This window comes from Plantibacter sp. MDV22-iso1 (assembly GCF_058408345.1).
This window is the reverse complement of record NZ_JBZVDY010000002.1, coordinates 66540-91253: the sequence shown is the minus strand read 5'-3', so window position 1 is coordinate 91253 and position 24714 is coordinate 66540. Positions and strand designations below refer to the sequence as shown.

Below are 24714 nucleotides of genomic sequence, written 5' to 3'. Positions count from 1 at the left end.
GCCGAGGCGATGGTGCACGGCTGCGGAACGCTCCGGTGGCACCGTCCGGTGACCACGCTCGAACCGAATGAAACGGAGAACACAGACATGATCAAGATCGACAGCGTGCCCACCCGACGACTCGCCAGCGGGGCGTCGATACCGGCGATCGGAATGGGGACGTTCGGGTCCGACCGATACGGCGCGGACGACGTGGCGGCGGCGGTCGGCGGAGCGATCCGAGCCGGATACCGCCTGATCGACTGCGCCTCAGTGTACGGCAATGAGGCGCAGGTCGGTGCCGTGCTCGAGGAGGAGATCGCCCGCGGTGTGCCGCGCGAGGAGCTCTTCGTCATGTCGAAGGTGTGGAACGACGCCCACGAGCCGGCGGCCGCGATCGCCTCGGTCCGACGATCCCTCCGGGATCTCCGACTCGACACCCTCGACGCCGTCTTCGTGCACTGGCCGTTCCCGAACCACCACGCACCGTTCGCGGACGCGGCCGACCGCGACCAGCACGCGCGCCCCTACCTCCATGAGGAGTTCATGGCGCTCTGGCATGCCCTCGAGAGCCTGGTCGACGAGGGGGTCGTCCGGCACCTCGGGACCTCGAACGTCACCATCCCCAAGCTCACGGCCATCATCTCCGATGCGCGGATCCGCCCCGCGCTGAACGAGATGGAGCTGCACCCGTGCTTCCAGCAGCCCGAGCTGTTCCGGTTCTGCCTCGACCACGGCATCCAGCCGGTGGGCTACTCTCCCCTCGGGTCGCCGTCGCGACCGGATCGTGACCGCATCGACTCCGACGTCTCCGACATGGACCACCCCGTCGTCGCATCGATCGCCCGCGCGCACGGCGTCCATCCGGCGCTCGTCTGCCTCAAATGGGCGGTGCAGCGCGGTCAGATCCCGATCCCGTTCTCGGTGAAGGCGTCGCAGTTCGTCGCCAACCTGCAAGCCGTGATCGAAGACCCCCTGACCCCTGCCGAGCTGGAGGAGTTGCGTTCAGCAGAACGGAACAACCGACTCATCAAGGGTCAGGTGTTCCTCTGGCCGGGCGCCGGCAGCTGGCTCGAGCTGTGGGACGTCGACGGGACGATCCCGGGATGGCACGGTTACGCCGCAGACGGCGCGACGGTCCCTGCGACGGCTGGAGCGTCCGCGTGATCACCGGCCCACTCGTCCACCCGCCGCTGCTCGAAGCGCTCGCGTCGTCGGGCCACGGCTCCGGGGTCCTCATCGCCGACGGCAACTACCCCTACCTGACCGGGACCCGTCCAGGCGCACGACTCATCCATCTCAACCTTCGCCCCGGCCTGCTGGACGTCACGACGGTGCTCGACGCCGTGCTCACGGTCGTGAACGTCGAGTCGGCGACCGTCATGCAGACCCCGCCCGGCGTCGAGGCCCCCGCGCAGGACGACTACGCGCGGGCACTGGGCTCCGAGGTGCCGATCGAGCGGGTCGAGCGCTTCGCGTTCTACGACCGCGTGCGATCCCCGGACGTCGGCGTCGTCATCGCGACCGGAGACGAACGTCTGTACGGGAATCTCCTGCTCACGATCGGCCTGCGCTGACACCGGAAACCGACCGCCCCTATCGATGTTGCAACACCGGATCGCATCCGAGGAGACCATGAACGCGACACCCGAATGGAACGACCCTGCCGTGTACGAGCGGGGGACCGAACCGGCACATGCCACGCTGGTCACGTACGACAGCCTGGCGAGTGCGGTGCGGGCGGACCGCTCCGCCTCGCCGTTCAGGCTCAGCCTGGACGGTGACTGGCGGTTCCGCTGGTCCCCGGACCCCGCATCCCGGATGCCCGACTTCGAGCGGGAGGACGTCGACGACTCGGACTGGGACCTCCTCCCCGTCCCCGCAAGCTGGCAGGTGCACGGGTACGACTTCCCGATCGGGGTCAACACCGTGCTGCCGTGGACCGGCGCGAACGGCCACCACGAGCAGCCGCTTCCGACCGGCGACTACCCGCACGCCCCGACCCGCTACAACCCGGTCGGACTGTACCGGACGAGCTTCGAACTCCCGGCGGACTGGGACGGTCGGCGGACGTTCCTCCAGTTCGAGGGCGTGGAGTCGGCGTACACCGTCTGGATCAACGGTCATCCGCTCGGCTATCGCGAGGACAGCTACACCCGCGGCGAGTTCGAAGTGACGTCGCACCTGCACGCCGGGTCCAATGTGCTCGCCGTCGAGGTGTACCGATGGTCGACCGGGTCCTACCTGGAGAACCAGGACAACGTCCGACTCTCCGGCATCTTCCGGAGTGTCAACCTGCTCTCCAGGCCGTCCGTGTTCGTCCGTGACTTCACGGTCAGGACTCCGCTCGCGGACGACTGGTCCGAGGCGACACTCGAGCTGGACGTCGAGGTACAGGACGGTTCAGGCGAGCTTCACGGAGAGCGCCTCCACGCGCGGGGGACGCTGTTCGACGGGACGGACGTCGACGCGCCACAGCTCTGGTCGCGCGCCGCATCCGTTTCATCGGAGGCGTCCGAAGGGGGAGTGTCCGCCACGCTGGCGGAGTCCGTGCGGCCGCCTCGGCTCTGGACGGCCGAGCACCCGGAGCTGTACACCCTCGTCGTGGAACTGGTGGATACGGACGGTTCGGTCGTCGATCGCGTGTCCACTCGCGTGGGGTTCCGACGCGTCGAGATCGTCGACGGCGTGTTCCTGATCAACGGCCGGCCGCTCTCGATCCGAGGCGTCAACCGACACGAGTGGAACCCGCGGACCGGTCGCACCCTCAGCCTGGACGACATGGTCGCCGACATCACCCTGATGAAGCGGAACAACATCAACGCCGTCCGCACTTCCCACTACCCGAACGACCCCCGGTGGTACGAGCTCGCCGACGAGTACGGGCTCTACATCTTCGACGAGGCGAACAACGAGACCCACATCAACCGCGTCGACGGCGACGGACGGCCGAACATCCCGGGAGATCGACCCGAGCTTCGAGCACCACTGCTCTGGCGCATGCGGAACATGGTCGACCGGGACAAGAACCATCCCTGCGTGATCGCGTGGTCGATCGGCAACGAATCGGGCGTCGGTTCGAATCTGCGGGCCATGTACGACTGGGCCAAGGCCTACGACCCGTCACGGCCGGTCAGCTATCAGGATTCGACCGGCTCCGGTTCGCCGATCGTCCCATCGGACCACTCCGACTTCGACGGCGACTTCTACCCACCGGTCCCGCAGCTGATCGAGCGAGCGACCCGAGACCCGAGGCCGTACCTCCTCGTCGAGTACGCGTTCAGCCAGGGCAACACCTCCGGCTATCTCGACGAGACCTGGAACGCGATCCGGCAACACCCCGGCCAGGTGCTCGGGGGCTTTCTCTGGGACTGGGCCGACAAGGGACTGTGGTGGGACGTGCCGGGGCGGCCGGGGGAGGAGTTCCTCGCCTACGGCGGCGACTGGGGCGACGATCCCAATGAGGAGGGAGCCCACATGAGTGGGCTGGTGCTCGCCGACCGCACGCCGACGCCGAAGCTGCAGGAGGCCAAGCTGGCGCATCAGCCGGTGAGCATGACGCTCCTGGATCCTGACAGCTGGGTCGTCGCGATCACGAACGAGTACCTGTTCACGAGCCTGGACGAGCACCGATTGCGGTGGGCGGTCACTGAGGACGGTCGAGCCGTCAGCAGCGGAACGATCATCGGCACTGCACTGTCGATCGGGCCGTCGCAGCGTACGGAGGTCACCCTGCCGTGCGAACTGCCGGCGGAGCGGCGTCACCGAGCCGAGTACCGACTCGAGCTCTCGATCGAGCTCGACGCACCGACTCGGTGGGCGCCAGCAGGGCACGTCGTCGCCCGAGCCCAGTTCGCCCTCCCCGTGCCGGGGGCTGCGCCGGAACCGCTAGCTGTGTCGGACGCAGCAGCGCCTCGACTCCAGGAGAGCGATGGCTTGATCGAGGTCCACGGGACCGGCTTCTCGGTCACCGTCGACCGCACGACGGGGCGGATGACGTCGCTGCGATACGACGAGCGGGAGCTGCTCGCGAGCGGCCTCATGCCGAACTACTGGCGTGCCCCGAACGACCCCGAACTGTCCATCCCGGAGTTCAGGGAGACCCACCCGGAGCCGTCGCTGCCCTGGCGTGGTGTCGGCGAGGCCTGGGCCGTCGGCTCGGTCGAGACGACCCACACGCCCGGCGCGGTCCGCGTCATGGTGAGCGGGTCCGTCACGACCACGGTGCCGTTCCGTCCGAGCCAGCGCATCACGACCTCGCCGCAGTCCATCGTCTACACGATCCATGGCGACGGGCAGGTGGACGTGCTGTCGACGTTCGAACCCGTGCCCGACACGCCCAATCCGCAGGTCGTCGGGACCACCTTCGGTCTCCGGCCCGAACTCGCGAACCTCGAGTGGTACGGACGGGGACCATGGGAGTCGACCGTCGACCGGCGCAGCTCGGCGTTCTTCGGCAGGTTCTCCGGCCGGGTCGCGGACCAGATCACGAGATACAGCCGACCGCAGGACACCGGGAACAAAGCCGACACCTGCTGGGCGGCGCTGACCGACGACGCCGGCAGCGGGGTGCTGATCGTGGCTGAGGGAAGCATGTACCTCAACGCCCAGCCGAACAGTCCTGACGAGCTCGCGGGACGTCGCCACTGGTACGAGGTGCTCGCATCCTGGCGGACCGTCGTCCGCGTGGACGCAGCGCAGGAGGGGGTGCAGGGCGGAAACTGGGACCTGCTGACCCGCCCGGAGCAGTACAGCAACACACCGGCGAAGGGCCCGTACCGCGTGCTCTACAGCCTGCTTCCTCTCCGCGAGGGTCAGGACCCCGCGGTACTGGCGCGGTCACCCCTCCGCTGACCGTGCCCCCAAGGGTGCGCCGGACACGCGCTGTTCGCCGGTTCCCGGTTTGACTCTCGTTTCGCGGCCGCGACGATCAGCCTGGACGTGGCCAGCGATGAATTCGGCGCACTTGTATGGGTCCTCGGTCCTGCTCGCTGTCTCCGACGAGAGCGACGACCCCGGCGCGCTGACGCCTCGTCGGCGGTGTCAGCCGGCCGAGCGGTTCCGGCGGGCCAGCGGGAGTCGGACGATGAAGGTCGTCCCGGGGTCACCGGTGGCGAAGGCCTCGATCGTGCCGCGGTGCGCGTGCGCGATGGATCTGGCGATGGTGAGTCCGAGGCCTGAGCCGCGGATCGTCTCCTCGCGCACGTTCCCGGCTCGGTGGAACCGTTCGAAGACCCGGGTGAGTTCGTCCGCCGGGATGCCGATCCCCGTGTCGGTGACGCGGATGATCGCATCCACGCCGTCCGAGCGCACGCTCAGGAAGATCTCGCCGGCGCGGGTGTAGGTCACCGCGTTGTCGAGCATGATCGAGAGCAACTCCCGGAGGCGTGCTCGATCGCCGACGAGCTGCAGCGTCGGCACGGCAGCGGTGCGCAGCTCCACGCCGTCGGGCAGGCCGAGCCGTCGTCGCTCGTCGGCCGCCTCCAGCACGATGGCGCTGAGGTCGACGGGTTCGTCGGTGATCTCCAGGTGGGGTGCGCTCGCTGCGAGGAACTGTTCAGCCAGACGCCCGAGATGATCGGCGCTCCGGCGGACGACGGCGAGCTGGGCTTGCACCCGGGGTGCGACGTCCGAGTCGTCGTCGAGCATATCGAGATAGCCGAGGATGCTCGTGAGGGGCGTCCGCAGTTCGTGGCTCAGGCTCGTCAGTGACTCGGTGCGCATCCGGACGGCTTCGGTGAGCTCGGTCACGTCCTGCCCGACGAGGACCGCCCCGTTCGGTGCCCCGTCCGCGCCACTGACCGGCCGACCGTTCGCGACGAGGGCTCGTTGCCTGCCGGGAGGCCCCACCCAGTAGAAGAAGTCGCGGACGTCCTGTCCGTCGAGGACCCGCAGGACCGGTTGGTCCTCCACCGCCAGCGGGGTGAGACCGTCCGCCGCCCAGATGAAGCGGGCGCCCCCGGTCGACGCGTCGTAGCCGGCCAGTGCCGCGAGTTCGACGGCGAGTCGGTTGTTGAGGATCTCGGTGCCGTGTTCGTCGAAGAAGACCAGTCCGACGTTCACCTCGTCGGCGACGGTGCGGAGCATCACGGCCAGCCGGTTCTGCCGCTCCACGGCTTCGACCTTCGCTTCGCCTTCGGCCCGCACGCTCGCCTGGGCGCGTTCGAACCGTTGCGACTGCAGGCCGACGGCGAGGATGACCAGCACGAGCAGCAGGGTGAGCGCGATGAGCTCGCTCACGTCCTGCGTGCTCACGGGGCCCTCGCCGTACAGCAGGCCGGGCAGCCAGACGACGAGCACGCTCCCCACGAGAGCGAGGACGACGCCGAGGCGTCCGAAGCTGTAGGACAGCCAGAGCACGGGGAAGGCGAGCAGTACGATCGAGGCGCCGAGGACGGGGGACACCGCGTGGTTCACAAGTCCCACGACGGCGAGGTCTGCGCTGACCAGGGTGAGCGCCCACGGGCGGGCGATCCGCTCCCACGGAAGCACGAGCGTGGCGACGAGCGCGAGTCCCATCACGGCCCAAGCCAGTTGGAGTTCGGTGACACGGAGGACGGCCGGACTGGTGATGCCGACGATCGCCGTGACGATCCCGACCCCCAGCGCCAGCGGTCCCTGACTCCGGCTCAGCAGGCCGAGCCGTGGGTGGCGCTCGGTGCCTTCGATCCAACGTGGCATCGGGCCTCCCAGGTGTCCCGCCCGGTGTCGGGCAAATTCACTGTATCGCCGCCGCGACCGATGGACGGCACCCGTGATCCGCCTCATCCGACGGGCCAGTCGGCGCGCGCGTCCACCTCGATGGGCGTGTCCGAGTGACCGATGCCTACACTCGTCGCATGGGCTTCTTCCGACGCAAACGCCAGCAGCCACCGACGCCGCCCGCCGCGCCCGATCCCGCGGCGGCCGGCCCAGCCGATCTCGACGACCTCGACGAGCGGGGATGGGACGCCGTCACGCAGGCGGTCTCGCAGCACTACCCCGGGGCCCGTGAATTCCACGTCGCCTACTCGCCCGGCCTGCACTTCGGGTCCGCCCTGCAGGGGTGTTCGGCGCTCCCCGGGCCCGACCACTGGTTCTACGTCACCTACGGGCTCACGGAGCTGTGGGGCAAGGACTCCGACGATCCGACGACCAGTGGCTTCGGATACGAGCTGACCATGCGTGTGCGCCGGTCACCGACCGAGGAGACCCCGCCTGAATGGCCGTACCGTGCGCTCGTCGTGCTGGCGCAGTACGTGCGCAGCGGACCGCAGGAGCTGTGGTTGGGGGATCGCATCCGACTCGCGAACGGCGTGACCGACGACCCCGACGGTGCCCTCACGACGCTCGCCGTCAGACTCGACCCGGTGGTCGAACCCATCGAGACGCCGAACGGCCGGGTCGCCTTCTGGCAGTCCGTCGCGCTGACCGACACCGATGTCGAGGAGGCGAAGCGGTCGACGACGGACGAGGTGCTGGAGCGTCTCGCAACGGACAACGCGCTGCTGATCACCGACCCGGAGCGCCGCTGAGTCGTCAGGCGAACCGCGTCAGGCGAAGCGCGTCGGGCGCGATCGCTCGTCGTCCACGACGGTGAGGGCGAGTTCGCAGAACATCGACTCGGCCCAGGAGAACCAGGGGCGTGAGAAGACGGCGGGATCATCGACGTCGATGCTCTCGTGCACGCGGCCCGTTCCGGCATCCGTGTCGGCGATCATGCGCAGCAGATGGCGACGGTCGGCCGGGGTGCCCACCAGTCCTTCGACGGCGAGTGCGATGGGCCAGACCCGCCGATCACGGGTGTGCGGACTGCCGACGCCTCGCAACACCGAGCCCTCGAACCAGTACGGGTTCGCCGGACTCAGCACGACGTCGCGCGTGGCCGCCCAGACGGCCGGATCGAGGACGGTCGGTGCGATCAGGGGGAGCGAGAGCAACGACGGGGTGTTCGCGTCGTCCATGATGAGGCGGCCCCCGAGCCCGTCGACCTCATACGCGTAGATCGGGACCCCGTCCGGCCCGGGCACGATCCCATGCGCCCGGACGCCGGCGACGAGTTCGGCGGAGAGGGCGCGGGCATCCTCGGCCAACGGCATGTCCTCGAGCACCTCGGTCGCGATCTCGGCGAGCGAGAGCAGAGCTTCCGCGGCGAAGAGGTTGGCCGGGATGTTGAACCCGAACGTGCACGCGTCGTCGGACGGGCGGAATCCACTCCAGGTCATGCCGGTGTGCGCGACCGCGGAACCCCGGCCGCCACGCGGCAGCGTCTCGGTGGGGATGGTGGTCGTCCGTTCGAACCGGTACGGAGAGGTCTCGTGCTGTTGCTCGGCGCGGAGCTGATCGACGACGGTCCGCAGCACGCCGGGCGTCGGCGCGTCGAGCAGGAATCCGGTCCGTCCGGTCCGGCGCCACAGCGCGTGAGCGAGGGTGACCGGGTAGGCGAGACTGTCGACCTCGTACTTCTGCTCCCAGACCTCGGGATCCTCGCACACGTCCGCGGGATCGTAGCGGGCACCCGTCGGTCCGTCGTTGAACGCGTTCGCGTACGGGTCGTGGGCGATGAACCCGAACTGCCGGCGCACCACCTGCTCCACGAGGTCGGCCAATTGCCCGCTCTGCTCGACGAACCGCAGATACGGGGTGAGCTGGGTCGTCGAGTCGCGGAGCCACATCGCCGGGATGTCGCCCGTGATGACGAACACCCGTCCCGCGGGATCGACGCCGATGGTCTCGGTGAGCGTGGCGAGCAGCGCCCGGCCGACCAGGTCGCCGATGCGGCCGTCGGTCGACCGTCGCACCGCCTCGGCGGCGTCGGCGAGCAGCTCCCGGGTGCGGGCGTCCGGTGCGAAGGCGGTCAGTGTTCCCACCCGGTGCCTCCTTCCTGATCGGTGATCCGCACGACGAGGGCGTCGGACGGAGGATCGTGGCTCGGGGCCGTCCAGGCGACCACCTCCGCGGGAGCGGGCACCGGGCGACCACTCGCCCAGGAGCCGAGCTCGTCGAGACCGAGGGTGAACCGCACGACTGCCGTCGACCGGGCAGCGACCTGGACCCGTTCGACCGCGAGCACACTGCGCCGGCGCGGACGGAGGCCGAGCTCATGGCGGCGGCCGTAGAGCGGCACCGGCAGGGAGACAGCCCGATCGGTGTCGTTGACGAGGTCGGCGGTCAGCGTGACCGTGCCTCCCTCGCGCAGCGCCTCCGCGGTGAGCGTCGCTTCGACGGGACGCAGCCGGACCGACACGGCGGAGGCGCCACTGCCGAACAGTCCGCCCACGGGATGGCGGGCGTCGACGTAGCCGCGGGCCGTCTCTCGACGCTCGTCGTGCGCGACGGGCCACACGCCGTCGGCCGAGGGGAAGGTCGCCGGGAGCAACCCGCCACCGACCCCGGTCGCGAGGACGTCGACGATCGCCGCACCACCGTTCGGGCCGGGGAACGGGGCGACGATCAGTGCGTCGGCCAGCGTGACGAGTGGCTCGAGCGGGCGCGGGCGGCCGTCGATCAGCACCGCGATCACGACGGGGACGGCTGCCCGAGCGGCACGGAGGAGGTCGAGTTGCGACTCGGGTAGGGCGAGGCGCGCGAGGTCGACACCCTCGCCGTTGGTGGTGTCGGGAGCGGGGCCGTCGACGGCGCCGTTGTCGGCGAACTCGTCGTCGTAGCGTCGTCGACTCGTCCCACCCAACACGACGACCGCGGCGTCCGCCCCGGACAGCGCCGCGTCCACCTGTTCCGCGACGTCACCCGGAAGACGGGAACGGTGCGAGGCGCCCTGCGCGTATCGCACGTGGCCCGTACCGTGCCGTGCCTCGAGTGCGGATCGCACGGTGGAGGCCTGCGGGTCGTCGTCCGGCCGCGGCGGCGTGTAGTCACCGAGCTGGGCTTCGAGATCGTCGGCGTTCGGGCCGATCACGGCGACGACCGCGGATGCGGAGAGCGGGAGGACGCCATCGTCCTGCACGAGGACGCAGGACTGCGCCGCCGCGCGGTGCGCGAGTTCGAGGAACTCCCTCGGAGGGCGATCTTCGGCCGGACCTGCGACGGCGTGTTCCGGCTGCGCTTCCTCGAGCAGGCCGACACGCCGCTTCAGCGCGAGGACCCGGTCGGCGGCGCGGGTCACGAGCGCCTGATCGAGGAGTCCGCGTCCGACCGCCTCCTCCACGTGCGTGAAGGCCTCGTCCCACAGGCTCAGATCGACCCCCGCTGTGATGGCGAGTGCCGCGGCGCTCGCCGGGTCGGGCGTACTGTCGCGCAACCGGTCCACCGCCGTGCCGTCGGCCATGACGATGCCCTCCCATCCCCAGTCCTCGCGGAGGACCCCGGTGAGGAGGTCCGCGTTGGCACTGCACGGGACACCGTCGATGTCGTTGTACGCCGCCATGAACCCGGACACGCCGGCCCGAGCAGCGACGTACGCCGGCCGCAGATGGATCTCACCGAGCTCGCGGCGTCCGATCGGAGCACCGGATCCGTTCCGGCCGCCGATGCCGGCACCCTGCCCGGCGAGGTGCTTCGCGACCACGGCGATGCGGTCGTTTGCGAGCTGCCCGTGCGGGTTCCGCCCCTGCATGCCCCGCACGGTCGCCTCCACGAGCAGCGCCGCCAGCGCCGGGTCCTCGCTGAAGCACTCCTCCGCACGACCCCAGCGCGGATCCCGCAGCACGTCGAGCCCGGAGACGAGCGCCACGTGCGTGCCTCGCGCCCGGGCCTCGGCGGCCACCTCGGCGCCGAGGCCTTCGACGAGGTCGACGTCCATCCCGGCACCGAGTGCGAGGTTCACCGGGAGCGTGGTGCCGCCGAGCGCCATGAGGCCGTGCGGGACCTCCTCGACGAAGAGCGTCGGGAGGCCGGACCCGCGGGTTCGGACGACCTCCTGTACCGCTGCGTAGGCCTCGGCGCTCCGTTCGGGTGGGACGCCGTTCTCCCAGCGCACCTGCGACCACGGGTCGGCGCGCAGGACGCCGTAGATCGCGCCGATCCCACCCCACCGGTCGACCTCGCGCCGGAGCACGTCGGTGACCCGTGGGGCGCCGTCGACCCATTCGACGGCCTCCCACCCCTTGAGACGCTGGTTGATCTGGCCGATCCGCTCGCGCAGGCTCAGCTCGGCCGACGACCGCGTCATCCCTTGACCGCTCCCGACACCAGCGCCTTCTGCATCTGCTTCTGGAGGACCGTGTAGACGAGGTAGACCGGAAGCAGGGTGAGCAGGGTTCCGGCCATGAGGACACCGTAGTCGGTGCCGGCGTCGACCTTGAGCGTCGGCAACGCGACCTGGATCGTGCGTTGGGCGGTGTCGGGGCCGATGAGGATCAGCGGATAGAGGTAGGCGTTCCAGAACGACAGGAAGTTCAGCAGGAGCACCGTGGCGATGCCGGGGATGCAGATCGGGAGGTACACCTGACGCAGGACCTGCAGGGTGGATGCGCCGTCCATGGACGCGGCCTCCTCGAGTTCGCGCGGGATGGTCCGCATGAACGCGGTGAGGATCACGATCGACAGCGGGAGCGCGGTGGCCGGGAGCAGGAGCACGACGAAGGTGCGGGTGTGGAACAGCCCGACGGCGGCGGCGAGGAGGAACGTCGGGAACAACGCCGCGAAGGCGGGGATCAGGAAGCCGAGGTTGAAGACGTTCTCGATGACCTTCCCGAGCCGGCCCTGCGCCCGTGCGAGCGCGAACGCCGCGGGGAGGGCGAGCAGCAGGGTGAGCACGAGCGCACTGATCGTGGTGAGCGCCGAGTTCGCGATCGCGAGCCCGAGGTCCGCCTGCCGGAACGCGGTGGCGAAGTTCGAGAGGTCCCACGATGTCGGCAGCGCCAGCGGCGACTCGAAGATCTCCTCGTTCGTCTTGAAGGACGACGAGATGAAGTAGTAGAAGGGGATGAGGAGGATCGCCGCGTACAGCCAGGCGAGGGTGCCGCTCGTGAGGGACCCCAACCGATCACGGAGGGGGAGGACGGTGCGTGATGCCATGAGAGTCTCCTTGATCCGATCAGTGGGTGGCGCGCAGGGTCCGGCGGATCAGCCACATGCCGAGCAGCCCGAGGACGAACAGAACCACACCGACCGCCTGGCTGTAGCCGAGGTCCGTCTCGACGAACGCCTTGCTGTAGATGAGGTACGACAGCGTCATCGTCGAGGTGCCCGGTCCGCCCTGGGTGAGGAGGAGGACCGTCTGCGCCGAGTTGAACAGCAGCGACAGGAACTGGAGCATGGTGACCACGCCGATGAAGTCGCGGGCGATGGGCCAGTACATGCGCCAGGCGATGCGCCAGTCGCTCGCGCCGTCCACACGGGCCGCCTGCACGATCTCCGCGTCGACGCCGTCGAGACGGGCGGCGATGAGCACGGCCGAGTAGCCGATGCCGCTCCACAGCTCCACAGCGATGATGGCGCCGAGCGCGGTCGACGGGTCGGCCAGCCAGGCGTTGCCCGCCAGGCCGAGCGGCGCGAGCAGGCCGTTGACGAGTCCGTCCGGGTTGAGCATGGCGTAGAACACCATGGCGGTCGCCGGCGCCGAGATGAGCGCAGGGATGAACAGGATGTACCGCAGGACGCGGTGCCCACGGGGCTTCTGGACGACGTAGAAGGCGAGGAGAAAGGCCAGCACGATCATGATCGGGAGTCCGACGACGATCTGGACGGCGGAGTTGCCGAGGGCGGCCCAGAAGGTGGCGTCCGCGAAGACGACGCTGAAGTTGTCCAGGCCCGCGAACGACGGGGTTTCGAGCATCCCCGGCCAGCGTAGGAAGGCAATCACGAAGATCGCGACGACCGGCCCGATCATGAAGACCGCGTACCAGATGAGCGCCGGGAGGGCGAGGCCGGGGAAGCGCTCCCGGAGCGGAGAGCGACGCGGACGAGCGCCAGGTGGTCGGGCGGAGACGGGTCGTCCCGTCGTGGGGGTGACTTCGAGCACGGTCATGATGTCCTTTCGGGCCCTCAGGCCGCGTCGTAGGCCTGCTCGAACCGGTCGATGATCTGGTCGGCGCTCGCGGAGCCGTAGGCCATCGCGGTCACCCGGATCATCGGTTCGAAGACCGCATCGGGGATGAGCAGATCGGGCAGCATCACCGGGGTCACCTGATCGGTGGTGAGCTGCGAGGCCTGCGCGACGAGGGGGAAGTCGGTGCTCACGACGTCCGTGATCCGGTTCATGTCGCGACCGGAGCCGAGGATGAACTCGCTCGTGACCTCGGGGGAGTAGAGGTTCTGGATGAAGGGCTTCAGCAGCTCGAGCTTCTCCGCGCCGTTCGCGCTGATCCAGATGCCGTGTCCGTTGTAGCTCTGGATGACGGTCGGATGGTCGACGACGCCTCCCTGCGAGGGTGTCGGCCACCCGCCGACGGTCACCTCGGCTGCACGCTCCGCGGGGACGAGGGCGAGGGCGGACGACATCGCCGGCACGATCGCGGCCTTCCGGGTGTTGAACTGCGTGAGTTCCGAGTCGGAGGTGTACCCCTGCACGTTGTCGACGAACACGCCGGCATCCCGCAGTTCGACGAAGTGCTCGACGCCGGCGACGGCTCCGGGGAACTCGGAGAGCTTGCCGGTGGAGAACGCTCGGGTGGCCTCGTCCTTCGTGAGGAAGCCCTGCAGGATCTGCAGGAACAGCTTCTGCCCGCTCCAGTCCGATCCTCCGACGGTGACCGGCCCGATGCCCTTCGACCGCAGGGCGTCGGCGACGAGGATGAGCTCGTCGGACGTCGTCGGCAACTCGACGCCCGCCTCCGCGAGCAGGCCGGTGTTGAACGACACCGGCCAGTTGGTCCGGGTGAAGGGGAACGCGCGGAGGTGTCCGTCCTCGTCGGTCCACTCCTCGAGGGCCTCCGGGATGATCTTGTCGCGGAGGCCCCAGTCGTCCAGCAGATCCTCCACCGGGATCGTGGCGCCGAGCCGGGTCCAGGAGAGCGTGCGTCCCTGCAGGTTCACCATGGCGATGTCGGCCTCCTTGCCCGCGAGCGAGCTCGTCTCGAAGACGATGGGGAGGTCGGAGCCGTTCTTCAGGAGGGCGACGGCGCGGTCGGTCGCGCGGGAGTAGGCGGCCACGACGTCCGAGAAGACCTGGGCTCCGGAGACGGCGCCGCTCAACTGCGTGTGCACCGAGATCGACCCGGGGATGCCGGACGCCGGAACGAGGGGGCCGCATCCCGTGAGCAGGGGGATCATCACCCCGCCCCCGATCACCGTGCCGAGGAACGTACGTCTGCTGATGCCATCGGTCATGAGACCTCCTGAGAGCTGCGGTGCGTCGGGATGGGACGTGATCGTGTTCTCCGCGTGGGGCTTGTGTAGCGGTACACATCAACGTGCGGTCAATGTATACCGCTTTACAAGATCCGGTCAAGCCCCTACTCTCGGACACGATGAACGACAAGAAACCGGCTCGCGCGACCATCGCCGCCGTCGCCGCCCGCGCGGGGGTCTCCCCGTCGGCGGTGTCGCACGTGTTCAACGGACGACCGAACGTGTCCACGGCCACGGCGGACCGCATCCGCCGCGCAGCCGACGAACTGCACTGGCGGCCGAACTACGCCAGTCGCAAGGTCAGCGGCCGCGGCGGGCGCAGTCTCGGCCTCGTCGTGACGCGTTCCGGCGACACGTTCGAGCGCGACCCCTTCTTCATGCGGCTGATCGCCGGTCTCACCGAGCCCCTCGCAGCCATCGGTTGGTCGTTGTCGCTCACGCTCGTGCGGGACACCGACGAGGAGCGCGTGTACCGCGAGTGGTGGAGCGAGCAGCGGGTGGACGCGTTCCTGCTCGTCGACGTCCGCGACGACGACCCCCGGATCCTGCAGGTGCGCGAGCTGGGGGCGCCGGCCGTCCTCCTCGGTGCGCCGGTGGACGATCTCGTGCCGGCCGTCACGGTGCACGACGACGCGGCCTACGAGGAGGTGCTGGAGCATCTCGCCGCACTCGGTCACCGCGCGATCTCCCGCGTGAGCGATTCTCCGGGCCTCGTCCACTCCAGGGAACGAGACCGTCGCTTCGTGGAGGCTGCGGAACGTCGGGGTATGACGCCGACGGTGCTGCACTGGGAACCGTCCGCCGAGGATCCCGTCGCCGACGTGCTGCGGCGCTCCGGCCCGGCCACGGCACTGCTCGTCGACAGCGAGGCGATGGCCGCCGAGATCATCGCGCATGCGCCGGAGCTGGGCGTCCGGGTCCCCGAGCAGCTCTCCGTCATCGCCTGGGAGGACTCGTGGGTGTCGACCCTCGTGCGTCCCCGCATCACCGCGCTCGACGCTCCCGTCGAGGAGAGCGCGAGGACGGCGGTGAAACTGCTCGAGCGGCTCGTGAACGGCGAGCGGGTCGCCTCGCAGACCGTCTCGGCGCGACGACTCATCGTGCGGGAATCCACCGCGCGGGCGCAGGCCCCGGACCAGACCCCGATCGAGAAGGACGAGTGACACCGTGACCGACCACACTCCGCGCTTCGGAGCGAACTACACACCCTCCAAGGACTGGATGTTCCAATGGATGGGCATCGACGCCGACGTCGTCCGCAGGGACTTCGAGGCGTTGGCCGGTCTCGGTCTCGACCACGTCAGGGTGTTCCCGCTCTGGCCGGTGCTGCAACCGAACCGGACGCTCATCCGACGCCAGGCACTGGACGACGTCTCGCTCGTGGCCGACCTCGCCGCCGAGTTCGGGCTCGACATCGCCGTCGACGTCATCCAGGGGCACATGTCCGGGTTCGACTTCGTCCCGGCCTGGCTCGTCAACTGGCACGACGGCAACATGTTCGTCGACGAAGCCGCCGTCGACGCGCAGGCCGCGCTCGTGTCCGCCGTCTACGACGCCGTGCGGGACCGCCCGAACCTCATCGGCCTGACCCTCGGCAACGAGCTCAACCAGTTCCAGCCACCGAATCCGGCCGCGATGCCCGCTGACAGCGATCAGGTCGCGCACTGGTTGACCAGACTCCTGGAGGCGCCGGTCGACCCTGATCCCCGGCACCTGCTCACCCACAGCGAGAACGATCACCTCTGGTATCGGGACGGGCATCCGTTCCTCCCGGTGCACGCCTCGCGGCTCGGCGACATCACGACCGTGCACTCCTGGATCTTCAACGGCACGGCGAAGCGCTACGGCGGGCTGTCCACGCAATCCGTCCGCCACGCCGAGTGGATGATCGAGCTGTCGAAGGCGTTCGCGACCGACTCGGGGCGTCAGGTGTGGCTGCAGGAGGTCGGTGCTCCGTCGATGAACCTGGCGGACACCGAGATGCCGGAGTTCGCGGCCCGGACGGTGGAGGCCGCGCTCTCCTCGCCCGGTCTGTACGGGATCACCTGGTGGTGCTCGCACGACGTGTCCCGGTCGCTCGGCGACTACAAGGACCTCGAGTACTCGCTCGGCCTGCTCGACGTGGACAACGCGGTCAAGCCGCTCGGCCGTCGCTTCGCCGAGCTCGTCGCGGACGCGCGCGTCAGCGCGAGGGACCGGGTGCTCGCACGCACGGTCGGCGTCGTCGTCGATGTGGACGAGCACGACCTCCCGATCGCTCGGGCCGACCTCGCACCGGGTGGCGTCGTGTTCGAGCGTTGGCACGAGCTGCGTGAACAGGGCGAGCCGGTCACCGTCGTGACGTCTCGGACCGCGGCGGATCCGGCTTCGCTGGCGAAGCGTGGCATCACCGACGTGCACGCCGTCCCCAGCTCGGGATCGGTTCGATGACGGAGTCCGACGACCGCGGTGCGGTCGTCGGGAAGGTCGGCTGACGGGCGTCAGCGGCGATCGCTCGCCAGCAGGCCGAAGACGACCGTGTCGGTCCACTCGCCCTTGTTCCACCAGTCCTGCCGGAGGTGGGCCTCGCGCCGCATGCCGACCCGCTCGGCGAGCCGCGCCGATGCCGTGTTCCGGCCGTCCATCTGCGCGGCGACCCGGTGCATCCCCGGCGTGCTGAACGCGAGGTCGAGGACCGCGCCGACGGCCTCGCTCGCGAACCCCTTGCCGCCGTGTGCCGGGTCGAGGACCCAACCGATCTCGGCGACGCCCCGCTCGTGGTCGGTGTACCAGAGCAGGACCTCGCCCACCGGCGCACCCTCGTGCTCGACGATGAGCGCGAGCGCACGCGACGGGCTGTCCAGGCCGGTGCGCTGGAGCCGCTCGGCGCTCTTCCGCTGCGCGACCTCCTCCGTCCACGGCTCGTCGAGGAGGTAGGTGGCGACGTCCGGCCGTCCGTAGACCGCGAGCAACCAGGCCACGTCCGACGGTTCGTGCGGGCGGAGGACGAGCCGATCGGTGGACAGCGGGAAGGTCGTGGGAAGGGAGGTGCTCACGTCGATCAACGATACGAGATGGCGCTCCGCACCGCGCAGCGGGCTTTCCGGACCGCCCACGGGTACGGCAACATGGATCGCGCCGACTCGTAGATCGTTGAAGGGGACCTCGTCCATGACCGCACCGCACCGCAGCCGACCCGCCCTCGTCTGGGGCTCCGGCCTCCTCGTCGCCGGACTCCTCGCCGGATGCTCGGCACCGTCCAGCGGGGATCGCGACTCCGCGGCGCCGTCGTCGACCCCCACCGCCACGGCGACCGCCGATGCCGCGGACGGGCCCGCCGACTACACGGCGTTCTGCGCGGCCAACCGCGCGGCGGCGACCGCGAAGTCGGGCACCGTCGGCGAGGACCTCGAGGCCGTGCAGGCGCAGGTCACGACGATCCGCGACCTCCTGCCCCTGGACGGCGTGAGCACCGAGGTCGCAGCCGGCGCCGAGGTCTTCGCGACCTCCGCTGAGGAGACCGCCGCGATCCTCGCCGAGTTCCCGGCCGACAGCCTCGTCTCCGACGTCGGGCTCGACCCGAGGTTCACCGAGTCACAGGCCGTGCAGAGCGCCGCGACCGACCCGGACTACCAGGCGTTCATCGCCTGGACCATCCAGACCTGCGGTTTCGACACCGAGTGACCGCGCTGCCGGCCGTCACCGCGTCTGGGCGATGATCGCCTCCGCGACCGTCTGTGCACCGTCGCCGGAACTCACGGCGTAGAACGTCTCACCGACGCTGAGGTAGAGCGGCGACCGCGGACCGTCCATGCGGCGCGCGACGAACGCCGACTCGCCGTCGACCGCGCCCTCGAGGATGACCGGCTCGAGCGCCGCCGCCATGTCGGGCCGGGCTGTCAGCTCGTCGATGATCGCCGCGCCGTCGCGCACGACCAGGATGTCGGTGTACCCGAAACCCTCAGCGAAGAGTTCGCAGCTGAACGCACCGACGCGGGCGCTCGCGGCATCCTCCAGATCGCCGATCGGCTGGGCCCGTGGGTCGATGACGGTGTAGGTGGTGGTGGCCTCGCCGTACTGCAGTGCTGAGACGATCCCGGCCTCGTCCAGCCCGCCGTCGCAGCTCGCGTCGCCCTCGCGTGGCGCGAGCGCAGGCCAGGCGAGCTGAGCCTCGGAGGCGGGCTCCACCGTCGAGAAGGTGGTCTCCGCCGCCGAGGCGAGGTTGTCGAGGACCTCGCCCGACGGCGTGCCGTCGAACCGGCTGCCGGTCGAGGTCAGCCCGGAGGCGGTGATCGACAGCTCGACCCAGGCCGAGCCGACGGGAGCGGACACGCGCCATCCGGTCTCGCCCGACGTGGTGGTCGCCTCGACACCGGCGATCGTCCTCGTGTCCTCGGACGGTGTGTCGCCGGCGTAGGGCGGCGCCCAGTCGTCGGCAGCGCCCGGCAGGATCTCGATCGAGAGGTAGGCCCAGTCGCCCGCTCCGTCGCCGATCATCTGCTGTCCGGCGCCCACCCGCCAGGAGCAGGCGAGCCCGCCGGCCGCCGTCAGGACGGCCAGATCCACGGCGTCGGACGGCTGCACGGCCTCGACGACGTCAGCCGGTTCAGCAGCGAGGACGCCGGCGACGGTGTCGAGCGACGCGAGGTCGCTGCACGCGAGGAGGTCGGCCGACGCCGGGGTGCTCGGCGCATCGGAGGTCGGCGACGCGTCCGGCGTCGCGGATGACGCGCACGCCGATGCCGACAGCGCCACCATCACGGCGAGTCCCGCACTGATCCCGACCGAACGCATCCCCGCACCCCTGATCCCCATGCGCCGAGACTATCGGTGGCGCGCGTCGTCCGCTTCCGCGGGAGGATGGAACCGGCGTCGTGTGGATGCCATCACCGAACCGAGGAGTTCTCCGTGACCACGACCCGTCGCGCCCTGATCCTGATCGACGTCCAGCAGGAGTACTTCGCCGGTCCGCTCGCGATCCAGTACCCGCCGCGCGACGAGTCGATCCTGCGGATCGCGGACGCCATCGATGCGGCGACGACGGCCGGAATCCCCGTCGTGGTCGTCCAGCACTCATCCGGCAGCGGGGCCCCGGTCTTCGATCCGGACACGAGTGCGTTCGAGCTGCACCCCGAGGTCGCCCGCCAGGTGCAGCCGTCCTGGAAGGGCGTCGTGAAGCAGTACGGTTCGGTCTTCGCCGGGACCGAGCTCGAGGCGTGGCTGCGCGAGCAGGGTGTCGACACCATCACGCTCGTCGGGTACATGACCAACAACTGCGTCATCGCCTCGGCAGCAGGCGCCGAAGAACTCGGTATCGACGTCGAGGTGCTCTCCGACGCGACCGGAGCCATCAACCTCGAGAACGCGGCCGGGTCCGTCGACGCGAAGACGGTGCACACGACCCTTATGGCGCTGCTGGATTCGAACTTCGCCGCCGTGGCGACGACGGCGTCCTGGACGCAGGCCCTCACGTACGGCACGGCGTTGCCGAAGGACGACCTGGTGTCCTCCGCCACGCGCGCCGCCGGTCGCGACTAGCCTCCCGCCGCCGATCAGTCGGTGACGGCGACGTCCCGGAGGTCGAGGTGCTCGCTGACGAAGTCGGTGGGGAAGCCGGTGACGCCGTTGCGCACGACGGTGAGGGTGATCCCGGTGTAGAGCCAGTCCGCGGCGTGGTCCTTCGAGACCAGCGCGGCGGCTTCGCGGAGTCGTTCGTCGGCGACCTTCGGGTCGATCGCGGCCTCCGCCTCGGCGACCAACGACTGCACCGCCGGGTTGTCGTAGCCGAAGTAGTAGTCCGGGTCCGCCCAGTGCTGGATGTCGCGTGCCTCGACGTGGTTCACGAGACTGAGGTCGTAGTCGTGGTTGGTGTAGACGTCGTTCAACCACGTGGGGAACTCGACGCTGTCGACCGTCAGGGTGACGCCGACGGCCTTGAACTGCGACACCAGGACATTGGTCGCGGCGGTGCCGTAGTGGTTCGGGACGGTGAGCGTGAGCGCGAGGTCCTCCTGGCCGGCCTGCGCGAGGAGCGCCTTCGCCGCGTCCGGGTCGTAGCTCACGACGTCACTGAGGTCCTCGTAGCCGGGGTCGAGCTCCGGGATCGGTCCGTACTGCAGGGCCGCGGCGCCACCGACCGCTTCGACGATGGCGGCGTGGTCGATCGCCGTCCGGAGGGCCTGGCGGACGAGGGGGTCGTTCAGGGGCGCGCGCTGGTTGTTGAAGGCGAGGGTGTACTTGTCGGTGGTCTTCCCCTCGACGATCGTCAGGCCGTCGGCACGCTCGACCTGGTCCCGCAGGTTCGCGTCGAGACCGATCTGCACGTCGACCTCGCCCGCGAGGGTCGCGTTGACGGCCGAGGACGCGTCGGGGATGTAGCTGAAGACGACCTCCTGGACCTTCGGAGCGTCGCCCCAGTAGTCGTCGTTCCGCTCGACGGTGATGCTGTCGCCCTGCTTCCACGATGTGAGCGTGAACGGCCCGGTGCCGTTCGCCGTCGTCGACAGGTCGTTGTCCGCCCCGGCCTGGAGGACGAGCCCCGCACGACCCGTCAGTGCCCACAGCAGGTCGGAGTCGGGGGAGCTGAGCTGCAGCCGGACGGTGCGCTCGTCGACCGCCGTGATGCTCTGGAGCTGCTCCAGGTCGAGGTGGTCGACGAACGCCTCGTTCTGCTGGACCTGCGTGAGCGAGTCGACCACATCGGCGGTGGTGAGCGGAGCGCCGTCGTGGAAGGTCACGCCGTCACGGAGGACGAAGGTGTAGGTGAGCCCGTCGGCGCTGACCTCGTGGCGCTCGGCGAGGGTGTCGACGATCTCGTTGTCCGTCGTGCGCGAGACCAGCCCCTGGTAGACGTTGTCGATGAGGACCTGCTCGAGTGCGACGCCGGAGGTCGTGCGGATGTTCAGGTCCGAGGGCTCGAGGACGAGGCCCACGCGGAGTGTCGCGTCGGTGTCCGCGGTCGGCGTCGTCGCCGGGTCGGCGCAGCCCGTGAGGACGAGGAGGGAACCGGTGGCCGCGATCACGGCGGTGAGCAGGTGACGACGCAGTCGATGACGGGGCATGGGGAACATTCTCGCGGATCCCGGCACCGGTCCGAGCCGGTCTGCCCGAGCCGGGTCAGTCCGAGGCGTCGTCCGACAGCGAGCCGCTGATGACCGCGAGCGTCGCCGACTGGGCGCGCTGCGCACGATCGCCCCGTCGGCCCACGAGCAGGCCGACCACGGATTCCGTCACCAGCATGATGGCCGCCCGGGAGGTGTGCACGAGTTCGTCCCGGAAGGTCGCGTCGATGGGAGCGACCACGAGCGCGACATCCGCGAGTTCGGCGACGGCCGAGCGCGGGAAGGAGGTGATCGCGAGGACGGTCGCGCCACTCGCCCGAGCTGCCGCGGCCACGTCGACGGACGCCCGGTTCGCGCCCGAGCCCGACAGGACCAGACACGCCGCGCCCGGGCCGAGGTGGGTGGCGGCGATCTGCTGCCCGAGCGTGTCGGGCAGGTACTCGGCCGGCCGGCCTGCGGAGATGAGCCGCATCGCCAGATCGGAACCGAGCGGTGAGGAGAGGCCGTTCGCCGCGATGAGCAGTCTCGGCGCCTCGTCGAGCACGCGGACGAACCGTTCGAGCGTCTCCTCCGTCATCGCCGACGTCGTCTGGCCGAGGCGACCGGCGAAGTGGTCGATGGCCCCGCGGAGGGTGCCGAGCATCGTGTCGTCGCCGTCGTCGCGGGTGGTCGGTGTCCCGAGCGCGACCTCGCGGGTGAGGGCGACCCGCAGCTGCGGGTAGCCCTCGTACCCGAGCGACTGCGCGGTGCGGATGACCGTGGCGCGGCCGACACCGGCGAGGTCGGCGACCTCCTGGGCGGTGCGCTCGATGCTCGCCTCGATGTCCTCGGCCACCGTCTCGGCCACCCGGCGTTCGCTGGGCTGGAGCGACGGCGCGAGCATCGCGATCCTGGCCGTCGGCGGGGCGTCAGCGGACCCTGTCCACATTGCGGCTCCTCGTCGTGCGGGCGGGAAGGGCGGTACGGGTGGTGCGGGCGATGCCGGGGCCCCGGGTGATCCTGCGTCGGATGGCTCCCGAGATCGCGTCCATCGTCATGGTCACGACGACCACCACGATCAGCAGCATCCCGACTGTATCCCACTGGCGATAGTTGGTGTAGTTCGCCAGCATGCTGCCGATCCCGCCTGCGCCGACGAGCCCGAGGACCGCCGAGGTGCGGATGTTGATCTCGAACCGGTAGAGCGCGAGCGACAGCAGTGCCGGTGCGGCGGCGGGCCAGAGCGCCCAGCGCGTCACCTCGGCGGTACCGCCTCCGGCAGCGCGGACGGCCTCCGAGGCGCCCTCCTGCACGGACTCGATCGTCTCGTAGACCCACTTCCCCTGGGTGCCGACGCCGGCGATCCCGAGCGCCAGCGCGCCCGTGAACGGGGTGAGTCCGGTGATCGTGAGCAGGATGAGGGCGATGATCACCTCCGGGACCGCGCGGATCACGGCGAACACCCCGCGCAGCGGCAGCCGCAGCCAGACCGGACCGACCGACCCGGCGGCGAGCATGCCGAGCGGGATCGAGACGAGGACGCAGAGGATCGCGCCGATCCAGGCCATCGAGATCGACCGCCACATCTCGGTGAGGGCCCGCGGGAGCTTCTCCCAGTTCGGGCTCTCGAACATGAGCCCGCCGAAGTGCACGAGCTGCGCCGGGACGGTCCCGAGGTCGCGCCAGTCGATCGGCAAGCCGGCGGTCGCGGCGATGACGACGATCCCGACGGCGACGGCCGCGAGGGTCGGGACGAGCCGCGAGGGACGGCGGGGGAGCAAGCTGTTCGGATCGGTCGCGGTCATACGAGTCGCCTCCGCAGCAGGTTGGACGCGACCTCGATGAGGACGACCACGACGAGGATCTCGAGGACGATGACCGAGACGTCGTCGTAGGCGTAGAACGCCCGCCGCTCGTCGAGCAGCCGACCGATGCCGCCGGCGCCCACGATGCCGAGGATGGCGGAGATGCGGACGTTGAGCTCCAGGGTGTACAGCCACTGGTTCGCGAACAGCGGCCAGACCTGCGGGAGGACGGTGACGCGGTTGATCTGCGACTGCGTCCCACCGGCGGCCTTGCCGGCCTCGATGTACGGGTGGTCGGCGGAGTCGATCGCCTCGGAGACGAGTTTGACGATGATGCCGAGGTCGAAGAGGAAGAGCGTCAGGAGGCCGGGCAGCGCACCGACGCCGACCATGGCGACGAGGATGGTCGCGTAGACGAGGTCGGGCACCGCTCGGACGACGTTGACGATCGCGCGCAGGATGCGACGCGACAGGCCGTTCGGGTTCGTCGGGGCCGCCGCCCACAGCGTCAGCGGGACGGACAGCAGCGCAGCGGCCACCGCACCCACGAGCGCCATCTGCAGCGTCTCGAGCATCGGTTGCACCGTCCGTGGCAGGAAGGCGACGTCGGGTTGGAAGAGCTGGAGGAGCAGACCGGAGCCGTTGTCCCAGTGGGAGATGAGCGCGCCGAAGTCGAGCTGTACGCCGCCGATCGCCGGGAGGCAGGTGGCGATCGTGAAGGCGGCCACGGCCCCGATGATGAGCGCGGTCCGCAGCCGGGTGCTCGGCCTGGGCGGCAGCTGCCAGTCGGTCCCGGGCGGCAGCTTCACGTCGGTCCTGGTCGCCGTCATCGGTCCAGCCGATCGTCGGGCTGGATGGGGCGACCGTAGATCCGCTCGAAGTCCGCCTCGGTCGCGTCGGCTGCGGAGCCGTCATAGACGAGTTCGCCGTCGCGGAGCCCGATCATGCGGGTCGTGTAGGTGCGAGCGAGGTCCATGAGGTGGATGTTCACGAGCACCGTGAGACCCGTCTCGGTGTTCACCCGGCGCAGGTCGTTCATCACCGTGTGCGCGGTCGGCGGGTCGAGACTCGCGACGGGCTCGTCGGCGAGCATGACGCTCGGCTGCTGCGTGAGGGCGCGGGCGATCGCGACGCGCTGTTTCTGCCCGCCGGAGAGTTGCGCCGCGCGGGTCCAGACCTTGTCGAGCATGCCGACCGACTGGAGCGAGCGCAGGGCGAGCTCCCGGTCGGCGGCGGTCGTCAGGCCGAGGAGGTTCCGGTACGTCGGGGTGCCGGCGAACCGGCCGACGAGCACGTTGCGGTACACGCTCGTCCGATCGGCCAGGTTGAAGCCCTGGAAGATCATGCCGACGTGCCCGCGCAGCCGACGGAGCTGTCGGCCGCGCAGACCGGTGACGGTGTGCGGCCCGACGGCGACGGTCCCGCTCGTCGCCGGCACGAGGCCGTTGATCGTGCGGATGAGCGTCGACTTGCCGGAGCCGGAGAGCCCCACGACGGAGACCATCTCCCCGGCGGCGATGTCGAGAGAGACGTTGCGGAGCGCCTTCGTGCCGTTCGGGTAGGTGACCGAGACGTCGTCGAGACGGATGGACCACGACGCGGAGGCCGCGAGCTGGGCTCGGGCCTCCGCGCGATGCTGATCAGTGTTCATGCACCGGATTCCTGGAGAGGGTCGATCG

21 protein-coding genes are annotated in these 24714 nt (G+C 69.9%); 8 read left to right on the top strand and 13 right to left on the bottom strand.

The window, feature by feature from the left end:
• Nucleotides 1-87 precede the first annotated feature (87 nt).
• The 3 genes from AC4PMY_RS11155 to AC4PMY_RS11145 are packed head-to-tail and all read left to right on the top strand — an operon-like array spanning nt 88 to nt 4833.
• Nucleotides 88-1146, top strand: coding sequence for an aldo/keto reductase (locus AC4PMY_RS11155; RefSeq protein WP_079002980.1), 1059 nt, complete (start codon nt 88-90; stop codon nt 1144-1146).
• Entirely contained in the window at nt 1143-1556 is a 414-nt protein-coding gene (locus AC4PMY_RS11150; protein ID WP_064294673.1) for an RbsD/FucU family protein, read from the top strand. Before AC4PMY_RS11155 ends, AC4PMY_RS11150 begins: the two co-directional genes overlap by 4 nt.
• 58 nt (nt 1557-1614) lie before the next feature.
• Nucleotides 1615-4833 (top strand): glycoside hydrolase family 2 TIM barrel-domain containing protein, encoded by a 3219-nt coding sequence (locus AC4PMY_RS11145; RefSeq protein WP_491622738.1) that lies wholly within the window; start codon nt 1615-1617, stop codon nt 4831-4833.
• 189 nt (nt 4834-5022) lie between these two features.
• Here the strand turns inward: AC4PMY_RS11145 and AC4PMY_RS11140 are convergent, their stop codons facing one another.
• Nucleotides 5023-6660 (bottom strand): ATP-binding protein, encoded by a 1638-nt coding sequence (locus AC4PMY_RS11140; protein WP_491622737.1) that lies wholly within the window; start codon nt 6658-6660, stop codon nt 5023-5025.
• A 158-nt stretch (nt 6661-6818) separates the two neighbouring features.
• Here AC4PMY_RS11140 and AC4PMY_RS11135 point away from each other — a divergent pair, with 158 nt between their 5' ends.
• Nucleotides 6819-7493, top strand: coding sequence for a suppressor of fused domain protein (locus tag AC4PMY_RS11135; protein WP_491622736.1), 675 nt, complete (start codon nt 6819-6821; stop codon nt 7491-7493).
• A gap of 18 nt (nt 7494-7511) precedes the next feature.
• On the opposite strand, the gene AC4PMY_RS11130 is transcribed toward AC4PMY_RS11135, so the two are convergent.
• The 5 genes from AC4PMY_RS11130 to AC4PMY_RS11110 are packed head-to-tail and all read right to left on the bottom strand — an operon-like array spanning nt 7512 to nt 14190.
• On the bottom strand, nt 7512-8828 hold the full coding sequence (locus tag AC4PMY_RS11130) for a glycoside hydrolase family 125 protein (protein ID WP_491622735.1): 1317 nt from the start codon (nt 8826-8828) through the stop codon (nt 7512-7514).
• Nucleotides 8816-11089 (bottom strand): glycoside hydrolase family 3 N-terminal domain-containing protein, encoded by a 2274-nt coding sequence (locus AC4PMY_RS11125; protein WP_491622734.1) that lies wholly within the window; start codon nt 11087-11089, stop codon nt 8816-8818. The genes AC4PMY_RS11130 and AC4PMY_RS11125 overlap by 13 nt, the downstream gene beginning before the upstream one ends.
• On the bottom strand, nt 11086-11937 hold the full coding sequence (locus tag AC4PMY_RS11120; protein ID WP_071259104.1) for a carbohydrate ABC transporter permease: 852 nt from the start codon (nt 11935-11937) through the stop codon (nt 11086-11088). Before AC4PMY_RS11120 ends, AC4PMY_RS11125 begins: the two co-directional genes overlap by 4 nt.
• 19 nt (nt 11938-11956) lie before the next feature.
• Nucleotides 11957-12889, bottom strand: a complete 933-nt coding sequence (locus tag AC4PMY_RS11115) for a carbohydrate ABC transporter permease (protein WP_064294678.1) — start codon at nt 12887-12889, stop codon at nt 11957-11959.
• Nucleotides 12890-12906: 17 nt separating this feature from the next.
• The gene (locus AC4PMY_RS11110) at nt 12907-14190 is read right to left on the bottom strand and encodes an ABC transporter substrate-binding protein (protein ID WP_071259107.1); all 1284 of its coding nucleotides are present in this window, start codon (nt 14188-14190) and stop codon (nt 12907-12909) included.
• Nucleotides 14191-14330: 140 nt separating this feature from the next.
• Between AC4PMY_RS11110 and AC4PMY_RS11105 the strand changes: the two genes are divergently transcribed.
• Nucleotides 14331-15374 carry a LacI family DNA-binding transcriptional regulator gene (locus AC4PMY_RS11105; protein WP_071259110.1) on the top strand — a complete coding sequence of 348 codons (1044 nt, stop codon included), beginning with the start codon at nt 14331-14333 and terminating at the stop codon, nt 15372-15374.
• A gap of 4 nt (nt 15375-15378) precedes the next feature.
• Complete coding sequence (locus AC4PMY_RS11100) at nt 15379-16641, top strand: glycoside hydrolase 5 family protein (protein ID WP_491622733.1); 1263 nt, start codon at nt 15379-15381, stop codon at nt 16639-16641.
• A 50-nt stretch (nt 16642-16691) separates the two neighbouring features.
• On the opposite strand, the gene AC4PMY_RS11095 is transcribed toward AC4PMY_RS11100, so the two are convergent.
• On the bottom strand, nt 16692-17246 hold the full coding sequence (locus tag AC4PMY_RS11095) for a GNAT family N-acetyltransferase (protein ID WP_491622732.1): 555 nt from the start codon (nt 17244-17246) through the stop codon (nt 16692-16694).
• A gap of 115 nt (nt 17247-17361) precedes the next feature.
• On the opposite strand from AC4PMY_RS11095, the gene AC4PMY_RS11090 reads away from it, so the two are divergent.
• Nucleotides 17362-17874, top strand: a complete 513-nt coding sequence (locus AC4PMY_RS11090; RefSeq protein ID WP_491622731.1) for a hypothetical protein — start codon at nt 17362-17364, stop codon at nt 17872-17874.
• Nucleotides 17875-17889: 15 nt separating this feature from the next.
• Here the strand turns inward: AC4PMY_RS11090 and AC4PMY_RS11085 are convergent, their stop codons facing one another.
• Entirely contained in the window at nt 17890-19005 is a 1116-nt protein-coding gene (locus AC4PMY_RS11085; protein ID WP_491622730.1) for a hypothetical protein, read from the bottom strand.
• 93 nt (nt 19006-19098) lie between these two features.
• Between AC4PMY_RS11085 and AC4PMY_RS11080 the strand changes: the two genes are divergently transcribed.
• Entirely contained in the window at nt 19099-19728 is a 630-nt protein-coding gene (locus tag AC4PMY_RS11080; protein WP_491622729.1) for an isochorismatase family protein, read from the top strand.
• Between the two features lie 14 nt (nt 19729-19742).
• On the opposite strand, the gene AC4PMY_RS11075 is transcribed toward AC4PMY_RS11080, so the two are convergent.
• Genes AC4PMY_RS11075 through phnC form a run of 5 tightly spaced genes read right to left on the bottom strand, consistent with a single transcriptional unit; the run spans nt 19743 to nt 24686 of the window.
• Nucleotides 19743-21251 carry an ABC transporter substrate-binding protein gene (locus AC4PMY_RS11075; protein WP_491622728.1) on the bottom strand — a complete coding sequence of 503 codons (1509 nt, stop codon included), beginning with the start codon at nt 21249-21251 and terminating at the stop codon, nt 19743-19745.
• A gap of 55 nt (nt 21252-21306) precedes the next feature.
• Nucleotides 21307-22179, bottom strand: coding sequence for a MurR/RpiR family transcriptional regulator (locus AC4PMY_RS11070; protein WP_071259124.1), 873 nt, complete (start codon nt 22177-22179; stop codon nt 21307-21309).
• Nucleotides 22160-23035 (bottom strand): phosphonate ABC transporter, permease protein PhnE, encoded by an 876-nt coding sequence (phnE, locus tag AC4PMY_RS11065; RefSeq protein ID WP_121293988.1) that lies wholly within the window; start codon nt 23033-23035, stop codon nt 22160-22162. Before phnE (AC4PMY_RS11065) ends, AC4PMY_RS11070 begins: the two co-directional genes overlap by 20 nt.
• The gene (gene phnE, locus AC4PMY_RS11060; RefSeq protein ID WP_491622727.1) at nt 23032-23865 is read right to left on the bottom strand and encodes a phosphonate ABC transporter, permease protein PhnE; all 834 of its coding nucleotides are present in this window, start codon (nt 23863-23865) and stop codon (nt 23032-23034) included. The genes phnE (AC4PMY_RS11065) and phnE (AC4PMY_RS11060) overlap by 4 nt, the downstream gene beginning before the upstream one ends.
• Entirely contained in the window at nt 23862-24686 is an 825-nt protein-coding gene (gene phnC / locus AC4PMY_RS11055; RefSeq protein ID WP_071259130.1) for a phosphonate ABC transporter ATP-binding protein, read from the bottom strand. Before phnC ends, phnE (AC4PMY_RS11060) begins: the two co-directional genes overlap by 4 nt.
• Nucleotides 24687-24714 lie beyond the last annotated feature (28 nt).